22 protein-coding genes and 1 tRNA gene (1 of these 23 only partly in view) are annotated in these 20,192 nt (G+C 58.4%); 13 read left to right on the top strand and 10 right to left on the bottom strand.

The genetic code is table 11. From position 1 onward, the window contains the following. The first annotated feature begins 14 nt into the window (after positions 1 to 14). From ACOQOY_RS08640 to ACOQOY_RS08620, 5 genes are all read left to right on the top strand, one after another. Entirely contained in the window at positions 15 to 779 is a 765-nt protein-coding gene (locus tag ACOQOY_RS08640; protein WP_420585036.1) for a DUF3299 domain-containing protein, read from the top strand. Then, entirely contained in the window at positions 776 to 1,954 is a 1,179-nt protein-coding gene (locus ACOQOY_RS08635) for a carbohydrate porin (protein ID WP_420585035.1), read from the top strand. Before ACOQOY_RS08640 ends, ACOQOY_RS08635 begins: the two co-directional genes overlap by 4 nt. Positions 1,955 to 2,004: 50 nt before the next feature. Next, entirely contained in the window at positions 2,005 to 2,709 is a 705-nt protein-coding gene (locus ACOQOY_RS08630; protein ID WP_420585034.1) for a membrane dipeptidase, read from the top strand. Positions 2,710 to 2,784: 75 nt separating this feature from the next. Continuing rightward, entirely contained in the window at positions 2,785 to 3,615 is an 831-nt protein-coding gene (locus ACOQOY_RS08625; protein WP_420583494.1) for an IS5 family transposase, read from the top strand. Continuing rightward, the gene (locus tag ACOQOY_RS08620) at positions 3,605 to 4,174 is read left to right on the top strand and encodes a membrane dipeptidase (protein WP_420585033.1); all 570 of its coding nucleotides are present in this window, start codon (positions 3,605 to 3,607) and stop codon (positions 4,172 to 4,174) included. Before ACOQOY_RS08625 ends, ACOQOY_RS08620 begins: the two co-directional genes overlap by 11 nt. A 166-nt stretch (positions 4,175 to 4,340) precedes the next feature. On the opposite strand, the gene ACOQOY_RS08615 is transcribed toward ACOQOY_RS08620, so the two are convergent. After that, a tRNA-Val gene (locus ACOQOY_RS08615) sits at positions 4,341 to 4,416 on the bottom strand. 219 nt (positions 4,417 to 4,635) lie between these two features. On the opposite strand from ACOQOY_RS08615, the gene modA reads away from it, so the two are divergent. From modA to ACOQOY_RS08590, 5 genes are all read left to right on the top strand, one after another. Beyond that, the gene (gene modA / locus ACOQOY_RS08610; RefSeq protein ID WP_420585032.1) at positions 4,636 to 5,415 is read left to right on the top strand and encodes a molybdate ABC transporter substrate-binding protein; all 780 of its coding nucleotides are present in this window, start codon (positions 4,636 to 4,638) and stop codon (positions 5,413 to 5,415) included. A 3-nt stretch (positions 5,416 to 5,418) separates the two neighbouring features. Further along, positions 5,419 to 6,111, top strand: coding sequence for a molybdate ABC transporter permease subunit (gene modB, locus ACOQOY_RS08605; RefSeq protein WP_420585031.1), 693 nt, complete (start codon positions 5,419 to 5,421; stop codon positions 6,109 to 6,111). After that, positions 6,108 to 7,202 carry a molybdenum ABC transporter ATP-binding protein gene (gene modC, locus ACOQOY_RS08600; protein ID WP_420585030.1) on the top strand — a complete coding sequence of 365 codons (1,095 nt, stop codon included), beginning with the start codon at positions 6,108 to 6,110 and terminating at the stop codon, positions 7,200 to 7,202. The genes modB and modC overlap by 4 nt, the downstream gene beginning before the upstream one ends. 170 nt (positions 7,203 to 7,372) lie before the next feature. Further along, complete coding sequence (locus ACOQOY_RS08595) at positions 7,373 to 8,329, top strand: IS1595 family transposase (RefSeq protein WP_420584042.1); 957 nt, start codon at positions 7,373 to 7,375, stop codon at positions 8,327 to 8,329. Between the two features lie 54 nt (positions 8,330 to 8,383). Next, complete coding sequence (locus ACOQOY_RS08590; RefSeq protein WP_420585029.1) at positions 8,384 to 8,734, top strand: hypothetical protein; 351 nt, start codon at positions 8,384 to 8,386, stop codon at positions 8,732 to 8,734. 3 nt (positions 8,735 to 8,737) lie between these two features. On the opposite strand, the gene hemF is transcribed toward ACOQOY_RS08590, so the two are convergent. Genes hemF through clpS form a run of 4 tightly spaced genes read right to left on the bottom strand, consistent with a single transcriptional unit; the run spans position 8,738 to position 11,800 of the window. After that, positions 8,738 to 9,622, bottom strand: coding sequence for an oxygen-dependent coproporphyrinogen oxidase (gene hemF / locus ACOQOY_RS08585; RefSeq protein WP_420585028.1), 885 nt, complete (start codon positions 9,620 to 9,622; stop codon positions 8,738 to 8,740). 5 nt (positions 9,623 to 9,627) lie between these two features. Continuing rightward, positions 9,628 to 10,428, bottom strand: a complete 801-nt coding sequence (locus ACOQOY_RS08580) for an SDR family NAD(P)-dependent oxidoreductase (protein ID WP_420585027.1) — start codon at positions 10,426 to 10,428, stop codon at positions 9,628 to 9,630. A gap of 37 nt (positions 10,429 to 10,465) precedes the next feature. After that, positions 10,466 to 11,431: a class I SAM-dependent methyltransferase gene (locus ACOQOY_RS08575; RefSeq protein ID WP_420585026.1), complete on the bottom strand. Its 966-nt coding sequence runs from the start codon at positions 11,429 to 11,431 to the stop codon at positions 10,466 to 10,468. Between the two features lie 27 nt (positions 11,432 to 11,458). Continuing rightward, a complete protein-coding gene (gene clpS / locus ACOQOY_RS08570) occupies positions 11,459 to 11,800 on the bottom strand; it encodes an ATP-dependent Clp protease adapter ClpS (RefSeq protein WP_420585025.1) in 342 nt (113 codons plus the stop codon). A 93-nt stretch (positions 11,801 to 11,893) separates the two neighbouring features. Between clpS and ACOQOY_RS08565 the strand changes: the two genes are divergently transcribed. Together ACOQOY_RS08565 and ACOQOY_RS08560 are read left to right on the top strand one after the other, a co-directional pair. After that, positions 11,894 to 12,595: an HAD family hydrolase gene (locus ACOQOY_RS08565; protein WP_420585024.1), complete on the top strand. Its 702-nt coding sequence runs from the start codon at positions 11,894 to 11,896 to the stop codon at positions 12,593 to 12,595. A gap of 281 nt (positions 12,596 to 12,876) precedes the next feature. Further along, entirely contained in the window at positions 12,877 to 14,259 is a 1,383-nt protein-coding gene (locus ACOQOY_RS08560; RefSeq protein WP_420585023.1) for a D-alanyl-D-alanine carboxypeptidase family protein, read from the top strand. Between the two features lie 102 nt (positions 14,260 to 14,361). On the opposite strand, the gene ACOQOY_RS08555 is transcribed toward ACOQOY_RS08560, so the two are convergent. Continuing rightward, complete coding sequence (locus ACOQOY_RS08555) at positions 14,362 to 15,609, bottom strand: hypothetical protein (protein WP_420585022.1); 1,248 nt, start codon at positions 15,607 to 15,609, stop codon at positions 14,362 to 14,364. 92 nt (positions 15,610 to 15,701) lie between these two features. Beyond that, a protein-coding gene (locus tag ACOQOY_RS08550) for an IS630 family transposase (RefSeq protein ID WP_420583699.1) occupies positions 15,702 to 16,660 on the bottom strand; the annotation gives its coding sequence in 2 pieces (ribosomal slippage) (positions 15,702 to 16,316 and positions 16,319 to 16,660; 957 coding nt in all). A gap of 154 nt (positions 16,661 to 16,814) precedes the next feature. Here ACOQOY_RS08550 and ACOQOY_RS08545 point away from each other — a divergent pair. Further along, the gene (locus tag ACOQOY_RS08545; protein ID WP_420583698.1) at positions 16,815 to 18,002 is read left to right on the top strand and encodes an IS701 family transposase; all 1,188 of its coding nucleotides are present in this window, start codon (positions 16,815 to 16,817) and stop codon (positions 18,000 to 18,002) included. 260 nt (positions 18,003 to 18,262) lie between these two features. On the opposite strand, the gene ACOQOY_RS08540 is transcribed toward ACOQOY_RS08545, so the two are convergent. The 3 genes in view from ACOQOY_RS08540 to ACOQOY_RS08530 are tightly spaced (at most 12 nt apart) and all read right to left on the bottom strand, a layout consistent with a single transcriptional unit that may run on beyond the window. After that, complete coding sequence (locus ACOQOY_RS08540) at positions 18,263 to 19,024, bottom strand: LamB/YcsF family protein (RefSeq protein ID WP_420585021.1); 762 nt, start codon at positions 19,022 to 19,024, stop codon at positions 18,263 to 18,265. A 12-nt stretch (positions 19,025 to 19,036) separates the two neighbouring features. After that, positions 19,037 to 20,035, bottom strand: a complete 999-nt coding sequence (locus ACOQOY_RS08535) for a biotin-dependent carboxyltransferase family protein (protein WP_420585020.1) — start codon at positions 20,033 to 20,035, stop codon at positions 19,037 to 19,039. After that, on the bottom strand, positions 20,032 to 20,192 hold the 3' portion of the coding sequence (locus tag ACOQOY_RS08530) for a 5-oxoprolinase subunit B family protein (RefSeq protein WP_420585019.1). Its footprint extends 589 nt past the window's final position; only the last 161 of its 750 coding nucleotides appear in the window; its start codon lies off the right edge, out of view; its stop codon occupies positions 20,032 to 20,034. Before ACOQOY_RS08530 ends, ACOQOY_RS08535 begins: the two co-directional genes overlap by 4 nt.

Below are 20,192 nucleotides of genomic sequence, written 5' to 3'. Positions count from 1 at the left end.
GCCGGAGAGCTTTCATGCGTCATTGGTTTCGCTTCGTCTTACTTGCTGGGTTGGTTTACTGCGCCCAACCCGCGATCGCGACATCTGGAACAGCGTTGGACTGGGCCGACCTTCCCGATCCGGCTGTACAGGTCTTTGAGGACCCTTACCGCGACCTGAGCCCTGAACAGTTCGATGATGTTCTGTTCGTCGTGCGCTTGCGGGGTCGGCTTCAACAGGACATTGGCAGCGAGGAAGAAAGGCAGAGATGGCGAGAGCTTTTGACTGAGACCGAGGATGCCTTGGCGTCAGGTGGGGTAGATATCGACTGGCTGCTCGATCAGCGAGAGGTCGTGATTGAACGCCGAAGAAAGGCTGGAACGAACGGAAATCCGCAATTCGACGGCCAAACAATCACACTCGCGGGTTTTGCCATTCCAGCCCCGAGCGATCCGGACGGTCGGCCTGTGGCGTATTTGGTACCAGAAAGAGGGATGTGCAGTCATATGCCCCCGCCGCCGCCAAACCAGATGATCCGCGTGCGGTTAAATGGCGATTGGGCACCCAGCTATTTTCATGAACCTGTAAGACTTACGGGTACTCTGACGATTGCCCCATCGGTTCAGGACATGGTGGTCGTGGATGGCGTTATGCCTATGAGTGCGACCTTCCAGTTGGACACGGACAGCGTCGAAACGCTGGAAACCGAGGCAGATGGGCTGGAATGGAAACAGCGTGCTGCTGATCGCATCCGAGCGGCAGGCAATCGCAAGACAGGCGGGGCAAAGGCGTCTGAATGATACGACTTCTGGTTGTCGCATTGAGTATTGCATTTGCTGGTGCGGCTTCAGCGCAGGGGCTGTCGGGACCCTCTTCAGTTGAAGCTGATCTTGAACCCGGAGATGGTTTGACCGACCCGCAATACCGCTCGGACTTTCCGCGCAACATCGCACCGGTTTGGTTTGAGTGGAAAGATCAGCTGGCCGATGGCGGATTTCGTTTCAACATTGATTACCTGGCATTGGGCCAAACGACGAATGCTGATCTGAGAACCGGCGAAGCGGCCAGCGGAATTGCGCGCTTCTACGGCAGTTGGCAGGCAACTGAACGGGGTTCGCTGACATTCAAGATCGAAGACCGGCACAGTTACACCGATGTCGCCCCGCAGTTTCTTGGGCTGGATGGTGGAGCGTTGTCGATCACAGGGACTGCCTTCAACGACAATGGCCTGTTGCTGACCAACCTGTTCTGGACCCAAAGGGCTGAGAATGGTTCGTGGACGCTGCAAGTCGGGCAGATTGATGTAACGGACTTTGTGGATATTTACGGGTTGGTCAGCCCCTACAATGGCTTCCAAAATCTGTCTTTCAATACCAACCCGACACTTAACGCACCCAATCCGGGCCTTGGCATTGCAGGAGGAGTAAAGCTCAGCGAAAACTTCTACGCGGTTGCGAGCATTTCGGACGCAAACGCGGACTCGTCTGAGCCTGATTTTGATGTGTTCAGCGATGGCAATCTCTTTAAATCGCTCGAGCTTGGCTACACCTCCGGCTTTGATCGCATCTATTTTGACAATATCCACCTGACCCTCTGGCATGCGGACGCGGCAGACGATGGTAGTCGCGCAGAAGACTATGGCGCTGCGTTTTCCGCCGCTTGGTTTGTCGACAACAAGTGGATGCCGTTCTTTCGGGCAGGGGCTTCAAAGGGGACAGCGGCACTCTATGATCGGTCTGTTTCTGCCGGTCTCGGCTACTACGGTCGCAATACCGATCTGGCAGGGCTTGGCCTGAACTGGGCCGAAGCAAGGGGCATAGACGGTGATCAATTCACTCTGGAAGCCTTCTACCGCTTTTCAATCTCACCTGGACTGCAAATCACACCGTCGGTGCAGTTCATTTCAAACCCGCTGCTGAACCCCTCTCAGGATAGCATCACTCTGTTCGGCCTAAGAACCCGGATCGTTTTCTGAAGTGGCTCTCACGCGGTAGCCAAAAACAAAGTGATTAGGGAGGATCCGCCATGAAGACCCTGTTGACCGCCAGCGCCGTATTGATCGCCTTTGGTGGCGCACTGCACGCCAGTGAAGAAAGCAAGACTTGGGATGCGTCAGACGGGGCTCAGCAATTTGTGCAGGACACAATTGTCATTGGCATGTTGGCCAGTCCCTACGGCACCGGCTGGACCGAGTACGAGCAGCTCCACACTTACTTTGAACGCGCGCGGGACAACGGCATTACAGGGCATGAGATGACCTTGGCCGCTGCAGACATGTCTTTCGAGACCCTGCTTGAACAGCACTACCACTTCCGCGCGGCGATGGCGGAGCAACCGGAAAACTACCTGATCGTGAATGAAACCCGCGATATTGAGGCCGCCCATATCCAAGGCAAGACAGCGGTCATCTGGAACAGTCAAACGGCCACCGTATTGGACGGCGATCTTAAGAAGATGGCATTGCTCAAGGATATGGGGATCAAGAGTATGATCCTGGCCTACAACGACATTTTCCGAACCGGTTCGGGGCAGTTGGCGGCCTATAACGGGCGCGATATCGGCCTTACGCCTTGGGGGAAGTCTGTCATTGATGAAATGGTGCGGTTCGGCATCCTGCTGGACCTGAGCCATACCGGTTCCAAAACGGCGAACGATGCCATGGACTACATGGACGAGAACTATCCCGGTGTGCCCTATGTTTATACGCACTCTGTCCCAGCTGGGCTTTAGAGCCTGACCGAAAAGTAGTTGAAGGATATCATCGGGTTATGATTCTCTGAATTTTGCTGGCAAACGGAGGATCAGATGCCCTGGAATGATATCGCTCGCGCTCAACATACACGCAAAACGGACCGCTATCCAAGTGACATGTCAGACGATGAATGGTCGCTGGTCGAGCCAATGATTCCACCGGCACGGTCTGGCGGTCGTCCTCGAACGACGGATATGCGGGAAGTGATGAATGCGATTTTCTACATCGGATCGACAGGCTGCCAGTGGCGCGCTTTGCCGACAGACTTTCCTCCCATGACGACTGTACAGGGATATTTCTATAATTGGCGGAACGCGGGCTTGCTGGCGGCAATGAGTGATTTGCTGGTTGCTGCCGCTCGTGAATTGGAGGGCCGCGCTGCCGAGCCTACGGCGGGTGTGATTGATAGCCAAAGTGTGAAAACTACAGAAAGTGGAGGCATTTGCGGATATGACGCCGGCAAAAAGACCAAGGGGCGCAAGCGTCATATTGTGACGGACGTCCTTGGGCTTCTGCTGATTATCATCGTTCATGCCGCCAACATCCAGGACCGTGACGGCGCTCCCGATCTGCTCAAAGCGGTCGGCAAAAAATTCCCTTGTTTGCGCCATATTTTCGCCGATGGTGGGTATGCGGGGGATAAGCTCCGACAAGCCATGGGTGATGAGTGGACACTGGAAATAGTCAAGCGACCTAACAAGGCAAAAGGCTTCGTTCTTCTGCCCAAGCGATGGGTCGTTGAGCGCACTTTTGCATGGCTGGGAAGGTGTCGACGGTTGGCCAAAGACTGGGAACGCACAATCGAAAGCTCAACAGCCTGGGCGCTCGTTGCCAATATCCGCCTCCTGACACGCAGACTGGCAAGGCACTGCTATGCAACGTAAAACTTTAGATTCAGGCTCTTATGCGAACGAGCCGAATGCCACGCCACGCGGATGCTATCGAGCGATTCCCGACGATGAGGCTCTGCGCGCAGCCAAGTCAGGGGGCTATATCTCTCCTACATTCACCGAATGGATGATGGACGGCGTTTGGCCCGAGGATATCTCGCCCAAGCAGGCTGCTGATATGATCGACTATTACGTCCAGCTTGTGGGCGTTGATCATGTCGGGATCGCGACAGATGATATGTTCTCACTCGAACTTGTCGTGCAGTTCGCAACTGCAAACGCCAGCATGTACGATGACGGTGGGTACATGATCGATGCATTCAACAAAGGGGCAACCGGAAACGGCGAACTTGCCAAAATCCTCGCGGCAATTACCGACGACCTTTGGGCGCGGGGCTATTCAAACGAGGATCTTGCAAAGATTTACGGCGGTAACAAGATGCGGGTTTATGCGCAGGTTTGGGAAGGCAAGCCGCCCGAACAATTCCTGAAAGAATACCCCGAGCGTCTGCGCCTACGGCAAGAACTTCGTGAAGGTTTCTATTCGCGTTAAGTTTTCCGGAACTTGCCCAAAGACGACAGATGCCACGTCGCAAGATCTGGGCTTATCTCGAGTGTTCGCGGCATCTTTTCCGTTTAACCGCGGTGGGCGCAGCTTCGCGCACTGCACGACAAAAGGTGCTATTCGCGTAAGACCTTGAGACATCGCAGTGGAGGGATGGTGGGTGATGAGAGACTCGAACTCCCGACATCTTCGGTGTAAACGAAGCGCTCTACCAACTGAGCTAATCACCCGTGACGCTGCATGTAGCCAAGCCTGCGCGCGGGTGCAAGAGGGTCTGGCACAATTTCTTTGTGTTAATGTCGGAACAGGCAGCTGGCCTGATAGCCGCCATCGGTAAAATCGTTCAATTTCCGCGAACTGCGGACTTGGGGAATGGGAAAGGCGCTTGCGCGTCCCCTGTTGCGTCAGATATTCCCGAAGGGACTGCAACTTTCCAGACGGGAGAGTATATGATCCTGTCCCTTGCCCGCCGGATACTGGTCGCGGCCTTGGTGTTTGGCTCAATGACTCTGGCTCCGGTGCGGGTCAGCGCGGCAGAAGTTTTGGTTTTTGCTGCCGCCAGTCTGAAGACAGCAATGGATCAGATTGCACCTGCATTTGAACACCAGACCGGGCATGAGGTCACACTGTCTTATGCCGCGTCATCAGTGTTGGCGCGACAGATACAGCTGGGCGCGCCCGCAGATGTGTTCATTTCGGCCAATGCAGATTGGATGGACTATTTGCAGGATCTGGACCGGGTCGATCCGGCGTCACGGGTGGACTTGCTGGGCAACGGGCTGGTTCTGATCGGCGCGCCGGATCATCCGAGAATTGGCCAGATGGGGCCAGAGACCGACCTGTCCGAGGCGTTGGGAAATGGCTATCTGGCGATGGCGCTCGTAGATGCGGTTCCGGCCGGTATCTACGGCAAGGCTGCTTTGCAGAGCCTTGGTTTGTGGGACCAGCTTCAGGACCGGGTTGCGCAAACCGACAACGTGCGCGCAGCGCTTGCACTGGTGGCGACCGGGGCCGCGCCTTTGGGGATCGTTTACCAGTCGGATGCCGGCGTTGAAGACCGCGTGCGTGTCGTGGCCACATTTGCATCTGATCTGCATCCGCCCATCATCTATCCGGCGGCTGTTCGCCCGTCGGCCGCGCCCGAGGCGAAGGAGTTCCTGAATTATCTGCAATCGGACAATGCGCAAAACATCTTTGAAAAGCAGGGTTTTACCCTGCCCGGGCGCTGACGCATGGGGTGGTTGGGACCAGCTGAGCTTGAGGCACTGAAGCTGTCTCTGCGCGTGTCTTTCTGGGCAACGCTGGTGACGTTGCCGTTCGGGATATTCGTGGCCTACGCGCTGGCCCGCTGGCGGTTTCCCGGGCGTCAGCTGTTGAACGGGCTGGTGCATCTGCCGTTGATCTTGCCACCGGTCGTGACCGGGTATCTTTTGCTTCTGACCTTCGGCATACAGGGCCCGCTGGGAAAGGTGCTGGCCGAGTTCGGCATCGTCGTTGCCTTTCGCTGGACTGGTGCTGCGCTGGCGGCTGGGATTATGGCCTTTCCCCTGATGGTCCGCGCCATCCGTCTGTCGATCGAGGCGGTTGACCCGAAACTGGAACAGGCTGGTGCAACGCTGGGCGCGTCTCGTCCGTTTGTGTTTGCCACCGTCACCCTGCCAATGATCCTGCCGGGCGTGATCGCCGGGTCCATCCTTGCCTTTGCCAAAGCGATGGGAGAGTTCGGGGCCACGATCACCTTTGTCTCGAACATTCCCGGCCAAACCCAGACTCTGCCTTCCGCGGTCTATGCCTTCCTGCAAGTGCCGGGGGGTGAGGGCGCGGCGACGCGGCTGGTGGTGATCTCGATCATTATCGCCATGGGGGCGTTGCTATTGTCGGAATACGTTGGTCGTCGTGCCGCAGCCAGGGTGTCCGGGTCATGAGCCTGTCTGTTCGCCTGCAACACGATTTGCCCAACATCAAGCTGGACCTCAGCTTTGACGCGCCGCCCGGCGTGACGGTTCTGTTTGGGCGGTCAGGATCCGGGAAAACCACCGTGGTCAATGCGGTGGCCGGGTTGCTGCGCCCCAAAGGCGGGCGTGTCGCCGTGAACGGTTGGGAGTTGTTCGACACCGATCAGAACCTCTGGCTACCGCCGCATCGCCGTCGGCTGGGCTATATCTTTCAGGAAGGCCGGTTGTTCCCGCATCTGACCGTTCGGCAAAACCTGTCTTATGGCCGCTGGTTCGCACCCAAAGGTGTACGAAGGGAAAACCCGGACAAGGTGATCGAGATGCTGGGCATCGGCCACCTGCTGGATCGCCGCCCTGCGGGTCTGTCCGGGGGCGAGAAGCAGCGCGTCGCCATTGGTCGCGCGCTGTTGGCCAGCCCACGCCTAATCTTGGCAGATGAGCCTCTGGCTGCTTTGGATGACGCACGAAAGGCTGAGATCCTGCCCTATTTTGAGCGTCTGCGGGATGAGGTTTCGGTACCGATTCTCTATGTCACCCATTCAGCGGCTGAGGTCGCGCGGCTGGCAACCTCGGTCGTTGCGCTACAGGACGGTAAGGTGGTCCGGCATGGCCCGGCCTCTGAGGTCATGGCCGACCCATCTGTGGCCCCGGCAGGGGTACGGGCAGTGGGCGCGGTTTTGAATGTCCGGGTCCACACGCACCATGCCGACGGCCTGACCGAGCTTGAGGCGGGCGGCGTCCCCCTGTTCCTGCCGCGCATCCCGCACAAGGCGGGCGAGGAACTGCGCATCCGCATCCCCGCGCAAGAGGTCATCCTGTCCACCGGGCGGCCCCAAGGGCTGTCGGCCCTGAACATGCTGAAAGGCGTGGTCGATACGATCCGCGCGGGCGAGGGGCCCGGAGCTATCGTTTCGGTCAGAACCCCAGCCGGGTCTATTCTGGCCCGCGTCACCCGCCGTTCGGTCGAGGCGCTGGGGTTGCGGCCGGGCAAGCCATGCTACGCAGTGATTAAGACGGTGGCCCTTGCTCCGCAGGATGTTGGCGGGCGGCTGGGCGCATAAAGGCTGGCGCTTCGATCTTTACTCATCACCTGTGCCGCCTATGATCTATGATAATGTTCGAATGTGTTTCAGGGTGATTTGCTATGAGAATTTGGAAGGCTCAGTTCGTAAATCGTATGCAAGCTTCACGTTTCTGATATGATCTTGGGAAAATCGAGGAGGTATTGACAGTGGATCACAAGCAGTTTCAGGAGTGGTTATCCCGCATAGACGGTCTCAGTCTGGCGCAGAGGCAGCAAGCACAGGCTGTGTTGCTGGGGGAAACTGAGCCATCCGCTTCGCTGGCAGCGATCGAAGCGCGCGTCGCCGAGGACCGTGAGTGCCCGCATTGTGGCACGCCTGGCGCGGTTTCGCGGGGCAAAGCCCGAGGGCTACAGCGGTATCAATGCAAGGCCTGCAACAAGACTTTCAACGCGGCAACGGGCACGGCTTTACAGGGCCTGCACAAGAAGGACAGATGGCTCGCCTTTGGGGGCTGCCTTGCGGATGGGCTGACCGTTCGCGCGTCTGCAAAGCGCTGTAATTTTGCCGTCTCTACGGCGTTTCGTTGGCGGCACCGATTTTTAGGCACGAAGGACCAGGACCCTCCAAAACTCAAGGGCATTGTCGAAGCCGACGAGACCTATGTTCTCAAGAGCCGCAAGGGCGATCGCAAACTTGATCGCAAGGCGCGCCGCAGGGGCGGCAAGGCCAGCAAGCGCGGTCTGTCAGACGAACAGGTTCCGATATTGGTTGCCGTGGACCGAGGCGGCACAACGGCGTGTTCCGTCCTTCCATCTGTCACAGCTGACAGCATACACAGCGTTCTGGAACCCCGGATTGATGATGACATCCTTCTGGTCACTGATGGAAACAACGTTTACCCGCCCTGCGCCAAGTCACTTGGGGTCAGACACGAAGCATTGAACCAGTCCGCCGGTGAACGGGTGCGTGGGGTGGCTCACATACAAACAGCCAACAATCGGCACAGTGGGTTGAAGGACTTCCTGCGCCGCTATCGCGGCGTTTCGAGCAAATACCTCGAAAACTACCTGCGATGGTTCGAACGGTGTGACCTGCTGAAATCATCGGCCAGATCCTGTCTCGCGACCGCGATTGGGACCTCATGCACACAATTTGCGAACTGAGCCATTTGGAAATTATCAGGCGCAGTTGCCTTGTGTGTTTTACCGGGCCTTGCATTGGCGGTTGGATTTGGGGTCGCGATTAACCCGGCCTTTCGCACCAAGGTCACGCCGTTGGAAAACGGCACCTACCGGGTTGCGACCAGCGGCTCATCCGCGCCCGTGGCCTATTGGTGCGGGATAGGGGACTTTGCCATTCGGACGCTCAGAACTTCGGCTACCCAGCGCATCTATATTGCCAGCCCGTACCAAAAGGGGGTGCGCACGGTCGACTTTTCGCTAACGCCACCTGAGGGCGCGGATACTTCACCGGGGTATTCCGTCACGGTCAAGCGGGTTGGTGCGAATATGACGGCAGGCAAGGCGCAGGGCTATTGCTACGACACCTTCATGGATTTCAGTTTCTGAGCGTCACACCCATTTTGCCATGGGCGGCAGGCTCATCAGCACGGCATCCGGGTCATGGCCGGTTTCCAGCCCGAACTTGGTGCCCCGGTCATAGACAAGGTTGTATTCGGCATAGAGCCCCCGATGCACCAGTTGCGTGTTCTTATCGTCGTCGTTGAAACCCTGCACGCGGCGATTTTCCACCAACGGCAAAAAGGCGGGCAGGAAGGCGCGGCCGATATCCTGCGTCAGGGCAAAATCCGCTGCCCAGTCGCCGGTGCAATAGTCATCCATGAAAATACCGCCGACGCCGCGCGCGCGTTTGCGGTGGGGGATGTAGAAATACTCGTCAGCCCAGTCTTTCAGGCGCGGGTAATGCCCCGGACCATGCGGATCCAGATGCGCCTTTTGCGTGGCGTGAAAATGGGTGGTGTCCTCGTCATATTCGATACAGGGGTTGAGGTCTGATCCACCCCCGAACCACCACGCGTGCGGGGTCCAGAACATGCGGGTGTTCATATGGACCGCCGGAACATGCGGGTTTTGCATATGCGCGACCAGCGAGATACCCGATGCCCAGAACCGCGGGTCCTCGGTCATGCCCGGAATGCCCTTGCGGGCGGCCATCGCCTGCTGCGCGCGCGCGCCCAAAGTGCCATAGACAGTCGAGATATTGACGCCGACCTTTTCGAACACCCGACCGCCGCGCATCACGGACATCAACCCGCCGCCTGCGTCCGAGCCATCCTCGGACTGGCGGGTGGTCTCCTTGACCTCGAACCGTCCGGCCTTGGCGTCTGACAATGGGCCAGTGTCGTGGCTATCCTCCAACGCTTCAAAGGCCGCGACGATGTCGTCGCGCAGCTCGCGGAACCAGGCGGAGGCGGTGGATTTTTCAGTGTCGAACATGAATGTCAGTGCGCCGGTGCTGCGACGGGGTCCAGCAGTGTGCGGCCGCCGTCAATGGTCAGGATTTGCCCGGTGATGAACCCGGCCGCGTCCGAGGCCAGAAACTGCGCCGTCTCGGTCAGTTCGGTCGGGGCGGCGATGCGGGCCAGCGGGGTATGTTTCTCGATATCGTTCCGGAATTCGCGGTTCTCTTTGAGGGTCGATTGCAGCGAGGCACTCATGACAGACCCCAGCGCAATCGAGTTCACCCGGATGCGGTTCGGTGCAAATGCCACCGCCAGCGACCGGGTCATCTGATCCAGTGCGGCGGTCGATACGGAATAAGCCATCAGGTCAGGGTGGGTGCGCCGCGCGGCAATAGACGACAGGTTGATGATCGACCCGGCGGGGCCGTCTTCGTCATCTCCGGCCTGCTTGATCATGCGCTTGGCCACAATCTGGCTGAGACGCAAAGCGGGCATCAGGTTCTGGTTCAGCAGGGTGCGAACCGAGTCATCCTCGGCATCCAGCGGATCGGACGGGATCACCTGCCGCGCGCCGTTGATCAGGATGTCCACTTGGTCAAAGGCGTCGATAGTGGCCGAAAGAAGGTTGGCGATGGTCAGCTTTTCCCGCAGGTCGCCCGCGAAGAAGCGGATGTTGCTGTCATCGGCCTGTTCGCCCAATTCGTCGGCCAGCCGCTTTTCGTCCATATCGGCAAACATCACATTTGCGCCTGCATCGGCAAAGTGGCGACCGATCGCCAGTCCGACGCCATTGGCCCCACCGGTCACGATTGCTGTTTTGCCAGCTATGGAAAAGGACATGCGTTTCCTCCTGAATTGCGGGGCAGGTTAACCGGGATCATCGCCGGGGGCGAGAGGCGTGGAACACCTTGAACCGATTGTCGCCGGTCACTTCTTCGACATGTGCGAAGGTGTCGGTCAGCGTTGTTTCATAGGGTAGGTGACGGTTGGCAACCATCCAAAGGTTCCCATTGCGGGACAGGTTCTTTGCGGCCGACGAAATAAAGCCTTGTCCCAGCGCGGGTTCCGCACTGCGCCCGGTATGGAAGGGCGGGTTCATCACCACAGTGTCAATGGGTTCGGGCGCGCGCCACGTCACGGCGTCCGCCCAATGAAACTGCGCACGGGGGTCGTCTATATTAGCGCGGGCGCAAGTCAGGGCTGTGTGGTCAGCCTCAACCAGATGCAGGGCTTTCAGGCCAGGGGCCTTTAGCAGCCCGGCAGACAGATATCCCCATCCAGCCCCCAGATCGGCCACGCGTGCGCCCAGCTTATCGGGCAACGCTGTCAGCAGCAGGGCCGACGCCGGATCAACGCCGTCCGCCGAAAACACGCCGGGGGCAGTCTGATATCCGTCTGCGGTCTGATGCGCCGGGGCGGCCCAGTCTTCAAACGCCTGCGCATCTGACTGGAACCAGAAAATCTTGCCGTGCGCCTTTGAGATCGGTCCCTCAATCGCGACGCGTTTACGAATGTCCTTTAACAGGCTGTCGACGCCATCGGTCTTGGCTCCGTCCACGACGATCACTCCACTGGCGCGGGTACAGGCCTGATGGACCATGGACCGGGCCAGCGCTTTGGCGCGCGGCAGGATCACGATGGCATCTTGGCGGGCGTCTTGTGCCTCGGGTGTGACATCGAAGCCCTGAGTGGCGAAATGATCGTGAAACGGTTTGAAAGGCTGCACCACTTGCGTTTCGCGGGGCAGGGCCGACAGATCGCTGGCCGTCGTCGGACCAAGCACCGTAAGCGGTTGCGTCAGCGTCAGACCGCTTTGCAGGGCAAGGTCAAGGCGAGGGGACATAAGCGATTCCGTAAGACCTGTCTGGTCTTACTCTTCCCGTTCCATGGTGCATTGCAGCGGATGCTGGTGCCTGCGGGCGAAATCCATGACCTGACCTACTTTGGTCTCGGCAATCTCGTGGCTGAATACACCGACAACGGCCACGCCCTTTTTGTGGACGGTCAACATGATCTCGAACGCTTGCGCGTGGGTCATGCCGAAAAAGCGCTCCAGTACATGCACGACGAACTCCATCGGGGTATAGTCGTCATTGAGCAGCAGAACCTTATACAGCGGCGGGCGCTTGGTCTTGGGGCGGGTCTGCACCAGGACGGACGAATCCGCATCGTCGTCCGATTTGTCAGACATCATCCATTGGTGTTCAAGCATCGAGTTCTACTGTCCGATTCAGGCTTCGGTTTATCTTTGCGCTTATATAACGTCGAACGGGCCAGAGAAAAGAGCCAGCAGGACGTATTCAATATGGGTCAAAACCTTACCACAATCGGTTTCGATGCGGATGATACTTTGTGGCATAATGAGCGGTTTTTTCAGCTGACTCAGGCATATTTCACCGATCTACTGGCGGATCACGCCGAGCGGGACCACCTGCTGGACCGTCTGCTTGAGGCTGAAAAACGCAATATCCGGCACTATGGGTATGGAATCAAAGGCTTTGTCCTGTCGATGATCGAGACCGCGATTGAGGTTACGGATGACCGGGTTCCGGCCTCGGTGATCCGGCAATTGATTGAGGCAGGGCAAGAGATGCTGGCCCATCCGATCGAGCTGCTGCCCCATGCGCGCGAGGCGATTGAGAGCGTCACTGAGACGCATCAGGTTGTTCTGATCACCAAGGGCGATCTGATTGATCAGGAACGGAAGCTGGCCCAATCCGGGCTGGGTGAGCTGTTCGACGCGGTCGAGATCGTGTCTGAGAAAACGCCGCAGACGTACCGGGATATTTTTGGCCAATATGACAATGGCCCGGCTGCGGCCATGATGGTAGGCAATTCGATGCGGTCCGACGTGGTGGCCCCGATTGAGGCCGGGTGTTGGGGTGTGTACGTACCGCATGGCCTGGTTTGGGAAGTGGAGAAAGCCGACACTCCGGCAGATCATCCGCGATTCCGCGAATTGCAGGATTTAAGCCAGCTGACCGGGCTTGTTCGGGCACTCAGCTGATGTTGCCGAATGGTCTCAGTTTGGGATTTTCCGCCTGAGGCACCGGCGCATTCTGGACATTTTCGCCGATTTGGTGGGGGCGAGCGCAAATTCAGCAAGATATAGTGGCGTTCGTCAAGGATAACGAAACAGCGAATTTATGAGCTTTCGGTTTATTTCGCCGGACCCCTGTGCTAGCCTTATTAACAATAAAATAATTGGTTTGCTGACCGGGAAAACCCGGCGGCGTGAGGTAGACAGAGGCAAAGATCGTGCAGGTTCGGCGGACAGTTCCGGCCCGAATGGGCTTATTTCTTATAGTATTGTTGTGGCTGCTCTCTTTTGCGCCTTTGCAAGGGATGGCCGCGCCCTATGCGGCGATGGTGATCGACGCACGCACCGGTGAGGTGCTGCATTCGCGCAATGCGGATACGCGGTTGCACCCGGCGTCACTGACCAAGATGATGACCCTCTACATCGCGTTTGAGGCAGTGCGGAACGGTGAGATCGAGCTGGATACGCCGGTTCGCATCACACGCGCAGCAGCAGCTGAGCCGCCGTCGAAGCTGGGCCTTCGTACGGGCCAGACGATTGCGTTCCGCTACCTGATCCGCGCAGCTGCGGTGAAGTCCGCAAACGATGCGGCCACCGCCATTGGCATCGCGATCAGCGGGTCCGAGGCTGCTTTTGCCCGCCGTATGACGCGGACCGCCAAAGCCATGGGCATGAACCGGACGACCTTCAAGAACGCGCATGGCCTGACCGAGTCGGGCCACTTGTCGACCGCACGGGACATGACCACGCTGGGCCGTCATCTGCTGTATGATTACCCGCAATATTACAACCTGTTCTCACGCCAATCGACTCATGCCGGGATCAAGACGGTTCCGAACACCAACCGTCGTTTGCTGGCCGCTTACAAAGGGGCAGACGGGATCAAGACCGGGTACACCCGCGCGGCGGGCTTTAACCTTGTGGCTTCGGCCAAGCGTAAGGACGAACGGATCATTGCCACTGTGTTTGGTGGGAAATCCGGCGCCTCTCGTAATGCCAAAGTCGCCGAACTGCTGGATATGGGTTTCCGCCGCGCTCCGTCGCGTGCGCCGATCCGCAAACCGGCCCGCCCGGCCTATGCCGGCAATACTGGTTTGGGTGTGACCATCGCGGCAGTGACCGGCGCGCCGAAAACCAGTCTGCGGCCCGTGCTGCGGCCAGGACCGGGCGCAGCGGTTCAGGTGGCCGGAACGGTTGCCGCAACCGCCGCCAAAAACCGTTCGCGCATTCAGAATGGCATCGCCGCGGCTATTGCGGCAGCGGATGTTCAAACACCAACCGACGGGACGACGCGCCCCGCTGCGCGTCCGGATGATCTGGTCCTGGCCTCGACCGATCCCGCTGCAGAGCCCGAGCCCGAACAGGAAATCGTAACCCGCCTGTCTACGTCCGGCGGACACCTGTGGGGCGTGAACGTAGGCCGCTATACCACCCGATATGAGGCGGAGAAGGTCCTGTTGAAAACCGCCCTGTCGGAAATGACCACTCTGGAAGGCACGCTGCGCAAGGTGAACCAAAGCTCGCGCGGTTTCGACGCGACGTTTCAGGGCATGACCCGCGAACAGGCCGATCTGGCCTGCCGCAGGCTTCAGGCCCGCAATGTCACGTGTTTCATGATCGGGCCATCATAAGGCCCGACAAATACTCTCCTGTTGGACATGGGCTGCAAGGAAACTTGCAGCCATTTTTTTACCCTAGTGTAGTGGGGCGAGCCAATAGATGTACAACACGCTTCAGTCGAACACAGCGCCGTGGTGATACTGCTCATCCTGCCCAGCCGCCGCGGTCAGGGCGGCGACGTTGTCCTTGGTGAAGAACCCGTCATAGTGGTGGCAGCGCTCGATATACTCGGTGATCAACAGCGTGTTCTTCGAGTGTTTTGAGAAGATCTGCTTGAGGTTTGGATCGTCTTTGCACTCACCCACCACATGAGCGAGGAAAGGAACACCTTTGTCTTTGAGCGTGTTCACCACAAAGTCCACGTTCTTTTCGCCTGCGCCATGATCGCCATCCTGAACCTCGACCGCCATATGATGCAGGCGGCGACCGAAATTGCGGACGAAATCCTCGGTTGGCATCGGCAATTGCGCGAAAGAGTTCACGAAGGATGGCGTGTTGTTCGCGGTGAAAACCTTGGCGGGGGATTTCTTGTCATCATCCACATTCGCGTTCCGGTTCACATTGGTCGACGAGTTCATGTCAAAGATGTTGTACGCGCCCCAGAAGTAATAGGGCACCATGGTCAGGAACTCGAGGATCGCATCCTCTCGCTCACCAGCCAGAATGCGCGTTGCCAGATGGTCGATGCCCAGCATCAGGGGTGAGATTTTGCTGTCGGCCCCAAACGCTGCAGCCTGATCCAGTTGCGTCTTTTCGATATCGCTCAGCAGCACCCGATCGCCGAGACCCAGACTGTCGGGTTCGTTGAAATCCAGCGTGGAATAGCCGACCCGATTACAGGTGAAATCGGACGGTGTGGTAAAGCGAAAGCCGTCCAGCGTGTAGAACGGGTTCTCGGTGTCGCCTTTGTATTCAAACCGGATGTTCTGATCCTCCAGCGTCTTGCTGAGCGTGTTCAGATCGGTTGCGCCGTAAATCTCACCAACATAGCGGGTCTGCGGGGTGCTGCGCGCCAGCGGGTACATGCGGTTGATGCGGGGGATGAAGTCTTCGAAACCGGGGCTGAGAGGGGCCATCACGATCAGCGCGGGATAATCGGGATGCGAATGCAGGATCGAGAACTTATGCGTCTGCCCCAGATAGGTCGCCGTGTGGCGATATGGGGTCATCACGTAAAGCTCGATCAATGTGTCGAACAGCGCGGCGGTTTCGACTTGCAGCACAATCGCCCGCATTGCGCCAACCTGATCGGCAATGCCTGAACTGTTGCGGCGCTCGTAGATCTTAGGCAGATACTCGTGAAAAAACTCCGAGTTCTTTTTGTCGCCCCGGGGTTCGTAAGACATCAAATCGAAAGACATAAATTTCCTCCTTGCGCAACGCGGGTGGTTGCCGTGCCTGGATTTCCAATAATCAGAACATACACTTGCAGGCATGCTAAAGCCTTTCGAGATTAGTTTGCAACATATCCTGCGGCCTTGAAGTAGTTCCAGCACTCTGTTGGATCGTAGAGATCGCAGATTGATCCGATAGCCTCGAAGACTTCGGTGAAGGTTCTCGCCCCGATCCGTCTCAAATGGGCTTTCAGTTTTGAGAAAGCTAGTTCGATGGGGTTCAGGTCGGGCGAGTATGGTGGCAGGTAGAGAAACCAACATCCATGGTCACGCAGGGCCTGTGCTGCCTCTTTGTTCCGGTGCGTGGCTAGGTTGTCGAGGATGACGACAGTGCCGGGCGCTATTTCCTTGACGAGGACTTCTCGGATGTAGGCGGCGAATGCCGGGCCATCCATTGCGCCCTTGATGACCCACGGCGCGATCAACGCGTCCTGAGTCAGCCCCGCGATCAGCGTCTGTGTACCCCAACTGCCAAACGGCGCGTCCATGGTCAGCCGTTCTCCTTGAGGTGCCCAGCCACGGAGCCGGGTGAGGTTCGTCTTTACCGCCGTTTCGTCGATGAACACCACGCGGTCCGGCATTCGGGCGATGGCTGGCGAACGATAAGCAGACCAATCGTCGCGCTGTCGTCTTACCTTGGCGCGACGGCGTTCGGTGGCCACCAGCGACTTTTTTTGTGAGTGAAGCCAAGGCGCTTCAACAATCCGGCAATGGCCGAATGATGAACAGTGATCCCCACAGCATCGGCAAGCGCATCGCGCAACTCGAAAAGGGTAATGTCGGGGTCTTGAGCTAACAACTCGCGGAAGAACCCGACATGGGGTGCCAACTTTCCGCTGCCCGGTGGACGCCCCATCGGGGCAATTTGGGCCGCGCCAGACGCGTGTATCTGGCGTCTCCAACGCGCACCGGTCGCGGCGGACACCTGAAGACGGCGCGACGCCTCCCTCCCTGACAGCCCTTCTTCGATCAAGCGCGCAAAACGATCTCGTAGTTCCTTTGGCAACGGTGCTGGCATATTCCTGATCCTCCCAAAAAGGGTGAATCACAAATCAAACCTCAGGGGAACCCTGCCGATTCAAACTTTGCTCGAAAAGCTTTAGTACTACAGTTGCGCATTGACTTGATCTCTGATTCATTACTGGTGATCTGGTAATTGGGAGGTTTTGGAGATGGCGGTTTCGGTCTGGAGGGAAACGCTTGTTGACTGGCGCAAGTCTCTGGAAGAATTGAAGTCTTTTGTTGCCCCGGCCTTCCGGCGTATTGAACAGCGCCGGACAGCGGGTGCCTTCATAGACGGCTTGCTGTCGGGGGCTGAACGCAAGACGGGCTGGATGCTTTCGGAAGAAGCCGGTTTTGACAAGCCGTATCGGATACAGTCGCTGCTGGGGCGCTCTTCCTGGTCCGCCGATGCGCTGTGTGACCTTGTTCGCAAATATGCCGTTGACATTCTTGGCGATCCTGAAGGTGTTCTTGTTGTGGACGAGACCGGTTTTTTGAAGAAGGGCGAGCATTCGGTTGGGGTTGCCCGACAGTATTCGGGTACAGCGGGGCGGGTAGAGAACTGTCAGATCGGGGTATTTGCCGCTTATGCGAGCCGCTGGGGTCATGCGCTGATCGATCGGCAACTCTATCTGCCGAAGGCGTGGGCGGAGGATCCGGATCGCCGTGCCAAAGCTCATGTCCCGCAGGAGGTGGGATTTGCCACCAAGCCGCAGATGGCTCGCGCGATGGTTTCCCGTCTCCTTGATGAAGGTGTCCCCTGCGCCTTTGTGCTGGCCGATGCTGTTTACGGGTCCGACAGCGGGTTCCGGCGCATGCTGGAGCAGCGCGGGCAGTCCTATGTATTGGCGGTGAAGTCCACGCATACACTGCGTCTTGTCGAAGACGATCACCTCATCCAGACCGATCCCGCCACCCTGACCGGAGAACTGGGCCCCGAAGCCTGGCGACCTCTTGCCGCCGGAGAGGGCGCGAAAGGACCGCGCCTTTACGAGTGGGCGCGTCTGCCCATCGGTAAACAGACCAAAGACGGGTTTATCAAATGGGTTCTGGCGCGCAGGAGCCGTCATGATCGCGCTTCCATAGCCTATTACTTCGCTTATGCGCCCGCCAATACCACCTTGGCGGAACTGGCCGCTGCGGCCGGGCTGCGCTGGACTATTGAAGAGTGTTTTCTCAGGGCAAAGGATGATCTGGGCCTGGACCATTGCGAGGCCCGGTCCTGGCATGGCTGGCACCGGCATATGAGCCTTGTGATGGCCACCGCCGCATTTCTGGCAAAGCTCAGCGCGGACCAGCGCCGCAATGCATTCGGGAAAGTGAACAAAACGAGTCCGGCAACGGGCCGCAGCGCATAGGCTTTCTGCGAACCGAGATATATACTACGCCAAGCTTTCTTTCGACCGTTGAAATCCTCAGATTGATCGCGCGCCTCATTCTCCCAACGCCCCCTTCTGACGCCTTCATTCTCGGATGGTCCCTCTGGCGAAGAACACATCAGGCCGCTGCTGCCAGAGCCCATCGAAAGTCCCGCCTCAATGCGCAACTGTAGTATTAGGGCCTGAAATCGTGTCGGGCAACAATTAGAAGGTGGGGCGCTGATCTTACGCCCACATGTCTATCGGATGAATTTGGTCACGTCGACGCCGCCCGCGATCAGGCTCTCGCGCACGGATCGGGCAATCTGTACGGCGGTTGGGCCATCGCCATGCAAGCAGATCGTGTCGATAGAGGTCTCCAGTCGTTTGCCGGACTCGGTAATGATTGCGCCCTCGCGGACCATGTTCAGGATGCGCGGACCAGCTAGATCGGGGTCGTGAATCACAGCTCCGGGCCGGCTGCGGTCGACCAGTGTGCCGTCGTCGTTGTAGGCGCGGTCTGCAAAAATCTCGCCGACCCACTTACATCCCAGCTCGCGCACGGCCTCTTCTTGTTTTGTGACGGCCAGCACCATGATGATAATGTCGGGGTCTACGTCAAGCGCACCCCGATAGCAGGCCCGTGCCATGTCGATATCGACCGAGCACATATTGGCCAGCGCCCCATGCAGTTTTAGGTGCCGCACCTTAGTGCCAACGGCTGCCGCCATGCCCATTGCCGCACCCAACTGATACCGCACCAGATTGCGCAGGCTGTCATGCGGCACCTTCATATTGCGGCGGCCAAAGCCCTGAAGGTCTGGAAAACCCGGATGCGCGCCGATGCCCACGCCGTTCTCGGCGGCCAGGGTCATCGTCTTTGCCATCACATCCGGGTCGCCCGCGTGGAAACCGCAGGCAATATTGGCCGACGTGATGATCTTCAGCAGGCTTTCATCGTCACCCATCTTCCAGGGGCCAAAGCTTTCTCCCATATCGGCATTCAGATCGACGCTGGGCATCGGCAAAACTCCTTACTCGGTGGCTGAGATCATTCCGCTGATCAATTGGTAGGACAACAAATCTGAGATGTCATGCGGATCACGGACCAGAGCCTCGACTTTCGATGGCAGGCGCGCGAGATCGGACAGGAATGCTCCGTGTAATTCTGTGGCATGATCCATGCTGACAAATTCAAATCGGATCTGCCCGCCAGCAGGGGTCTGCGCGGCGCGGGGCATATCGCATGGGATAACGGTCGCGATTCGGGGATATCCGCCCGTGGTCTGGCATTCCGGCAGCAGAATATAAGGGTTCCCGGTTCCGGTCATCTGAATGTCGCCGGGGGTGATGACCTCGGACAAAATGTTCAACTGGCCAGAGGCTGCAAACCCGTCGCCTTCGCTGTCCACCTGCATGCCCATCCGGTTGGCGCGTGCGCCGCGCCGGAACTTGGTCGCGGCAAACCGCTCCAGTGTTGCGTCATCGAACAATTGGGTCTGAAAACTGGCCACAATACGCAGCACTCCGCCCGAAAAGCGTTCGGCTGGGCTCAGCTTCAATCCGGCGTCACCTTTGTCGGGACCGCAAGTCAACCTGTCGCCCTGCTGTACCGCCCGACCGATCCGAGCCGTCAGATGGGCTGAGCGAGATCCCAACAGGACTTCGGACGCAATTCCGCCGCCCAAATGGAGATAGCCATAGTTGCCTTGCAATGCCGCTCCGATGGTCAGCCTCTGCCCGGCTTCCAATATGTGTGAGGCGTTCCAGGCCACAGAGCTGCCGTCAATGCTGACCTGCATTCGCGCCCCGGTCAAAGCGATCCGCATATTCTGCCTGGCCTCGAACTCACCTCCCATCCCGGCCATCTCAAGCGCGGCAAGGTCCGGGCTCTGCCCCAGTAAAGCGGCCCCTTCGTAAAGGGCCAGAATATCGGCCGCGCCGGATCGGGACAGGCCCTGATCCAAATACCCCGTGCGCCCCTGATCCTGAATACTGCACGCCGGGCCGATGCTGCGAACGATCAGAGTCATTGGATGATCTCCTCGCAGGTCGCCCCGCCCGTGCCGTCCCTGTTGTCTGCCTGAATGCGCTCCAGTCGCTCGCGGGATACAGACTCGAACATCACCTCGTCTCCGGGCTTCAGCGGAAACGTCTCTGTCATATGCGGACGGAAGCACTTAAAGGCAG

The organism is Ruegeria sp., from assembly GCF_965221235.1.
In the GTDB taxonomy this organism is placed as follows: domain Bacteria; phylum Pseudomonadota; class Alphaproteobacteria; order Rhodobacterales; family Rhodobacteraceae; genus Ruegeria.
Note: the sequence above shows the minus strand (reverse complement) of the source record. Positions and strands in the feature narration are given on the sequence as shown.

Coding starts and splice junctions, on each gene's coding strand:
- ACOQOY_RS08640 (WP_420585036.1), top strand. CDS start 15: ATGCGTCATTGGTTTCGCTTCGTCTTACTTGCTGGGTTGGTTTACTGC.
- ACOQOY_RS08635 (WP_420585035.1), top strand. CDS start 776: ATGATACGACTTCTGGTTGTCGCATTGAGTATTGCATTTGCTGGTGCG.
- ACOQOY_RS08630 (WP_420585034.1), top strand. CDS start 2,005: ATGAAGACCCTGTTGACCGCCAGCGCCGTATTGATCGCCTTTGGTGGC.
- ACOQOY_RS08625 (WP_420583494.1), top strand. CDS start 2,785: ATGCCCTGGAATGATATCGCTCGCGCTCAACATACACGCAAAACGGAC.
- ACOQOY_RS08620 (WP_420585033.1), top strand. CDS start 3,605: ATGCAACGTAAAACTTTAGATTCAGGCTCTTATGCGAACGAGCCGAAT.
- modA (WP_420585032.1), top strand. CDS start 4,636: ATGATCCTGTCCCTTGCCCGCCGGATACTGGTCGCGGCCTTGGTGTTT.
- modB (WP_420585031.1), top strand. CDS start 5,419: ATGGGGTGGTTGGGACCAGCTGAGCTTGAGGCACTGAAGCTGTCTCTG.
- modC (WP_420585030.1), top strand. CDS start 6,108: ATGAGCCTGTCTGTTCGCCTGCAACACGATTTGCCCAACATCAAGCTG.
- hemF (WP_420585028.1), bottom strand. CDS start 9,622: ATGTTCGACACTGAAAAATCCACCGCCTCCGCCTGGTTCCGCGAGCTG.
- ACOQOY_RS08580 (WP_420585027.1), bottom strand. CDS start 10,428: ATGTCCTTTTCCATAGCTGGCAAAACAGCAATCGTGACCGGTGGGGCC.
- ACOQOY_RS08575 (WP_420585026.1), bottom strand. CDS start 11,431: ATGTCCCCTCGCCTTGACCTTGCCCTGCAAAGCGGTCTGACGCTGACG.
- clpS (WP_420585025.1), bottom strand. CDS start 11,800: ATGCTTGAACACCAATGGATGATGTCTGACAAATCGGACGACGATGCG.
- ACOQOY_RS08565 (WP_420585024.1), top strand. CDS start 11,894: ATGGGTCAAAACCTTACCACAATCGGTTTCGATGCGGATGATACTTTG.
- ACOQOY_RS08560 (WP_420585023.1), top strand. CDS start 12,877: ATGGGCTTATTTCTTATAGTATTGTTGTGGCTGCTCTCTTTTGCGCCT.
- ACOQOY_RS08555 (WP_420585022.1), bottom strand. CDS start 15,609: ATGTCTTTCGATTTGATGTCTTACGAACCCCGGGGCGACAAAAAGAAC.
- ACOQOY_RS08545 (WP_420583698.1), top strand. CDS start 16,815: ATGGCGGTTTCGGTCTGGAGGGAAACGCTTGTTGACTGGCGCAAGTCT.
- ACOQOY_RS08540 (WP_420585021.1), bottom strand. CDS start 19,024: ATGCCCAGCGTCGATCTGAATGCCGATATGGGAGAAAGCTTTGGCCCC.
- ACOQOY_RS08535 (WP_420585020.1), bottom strand. CDS start 20,035: ATGACTCTGATCGTTCGCAGCATCGGCCCGGCGTGCAGTATTCAGGAT.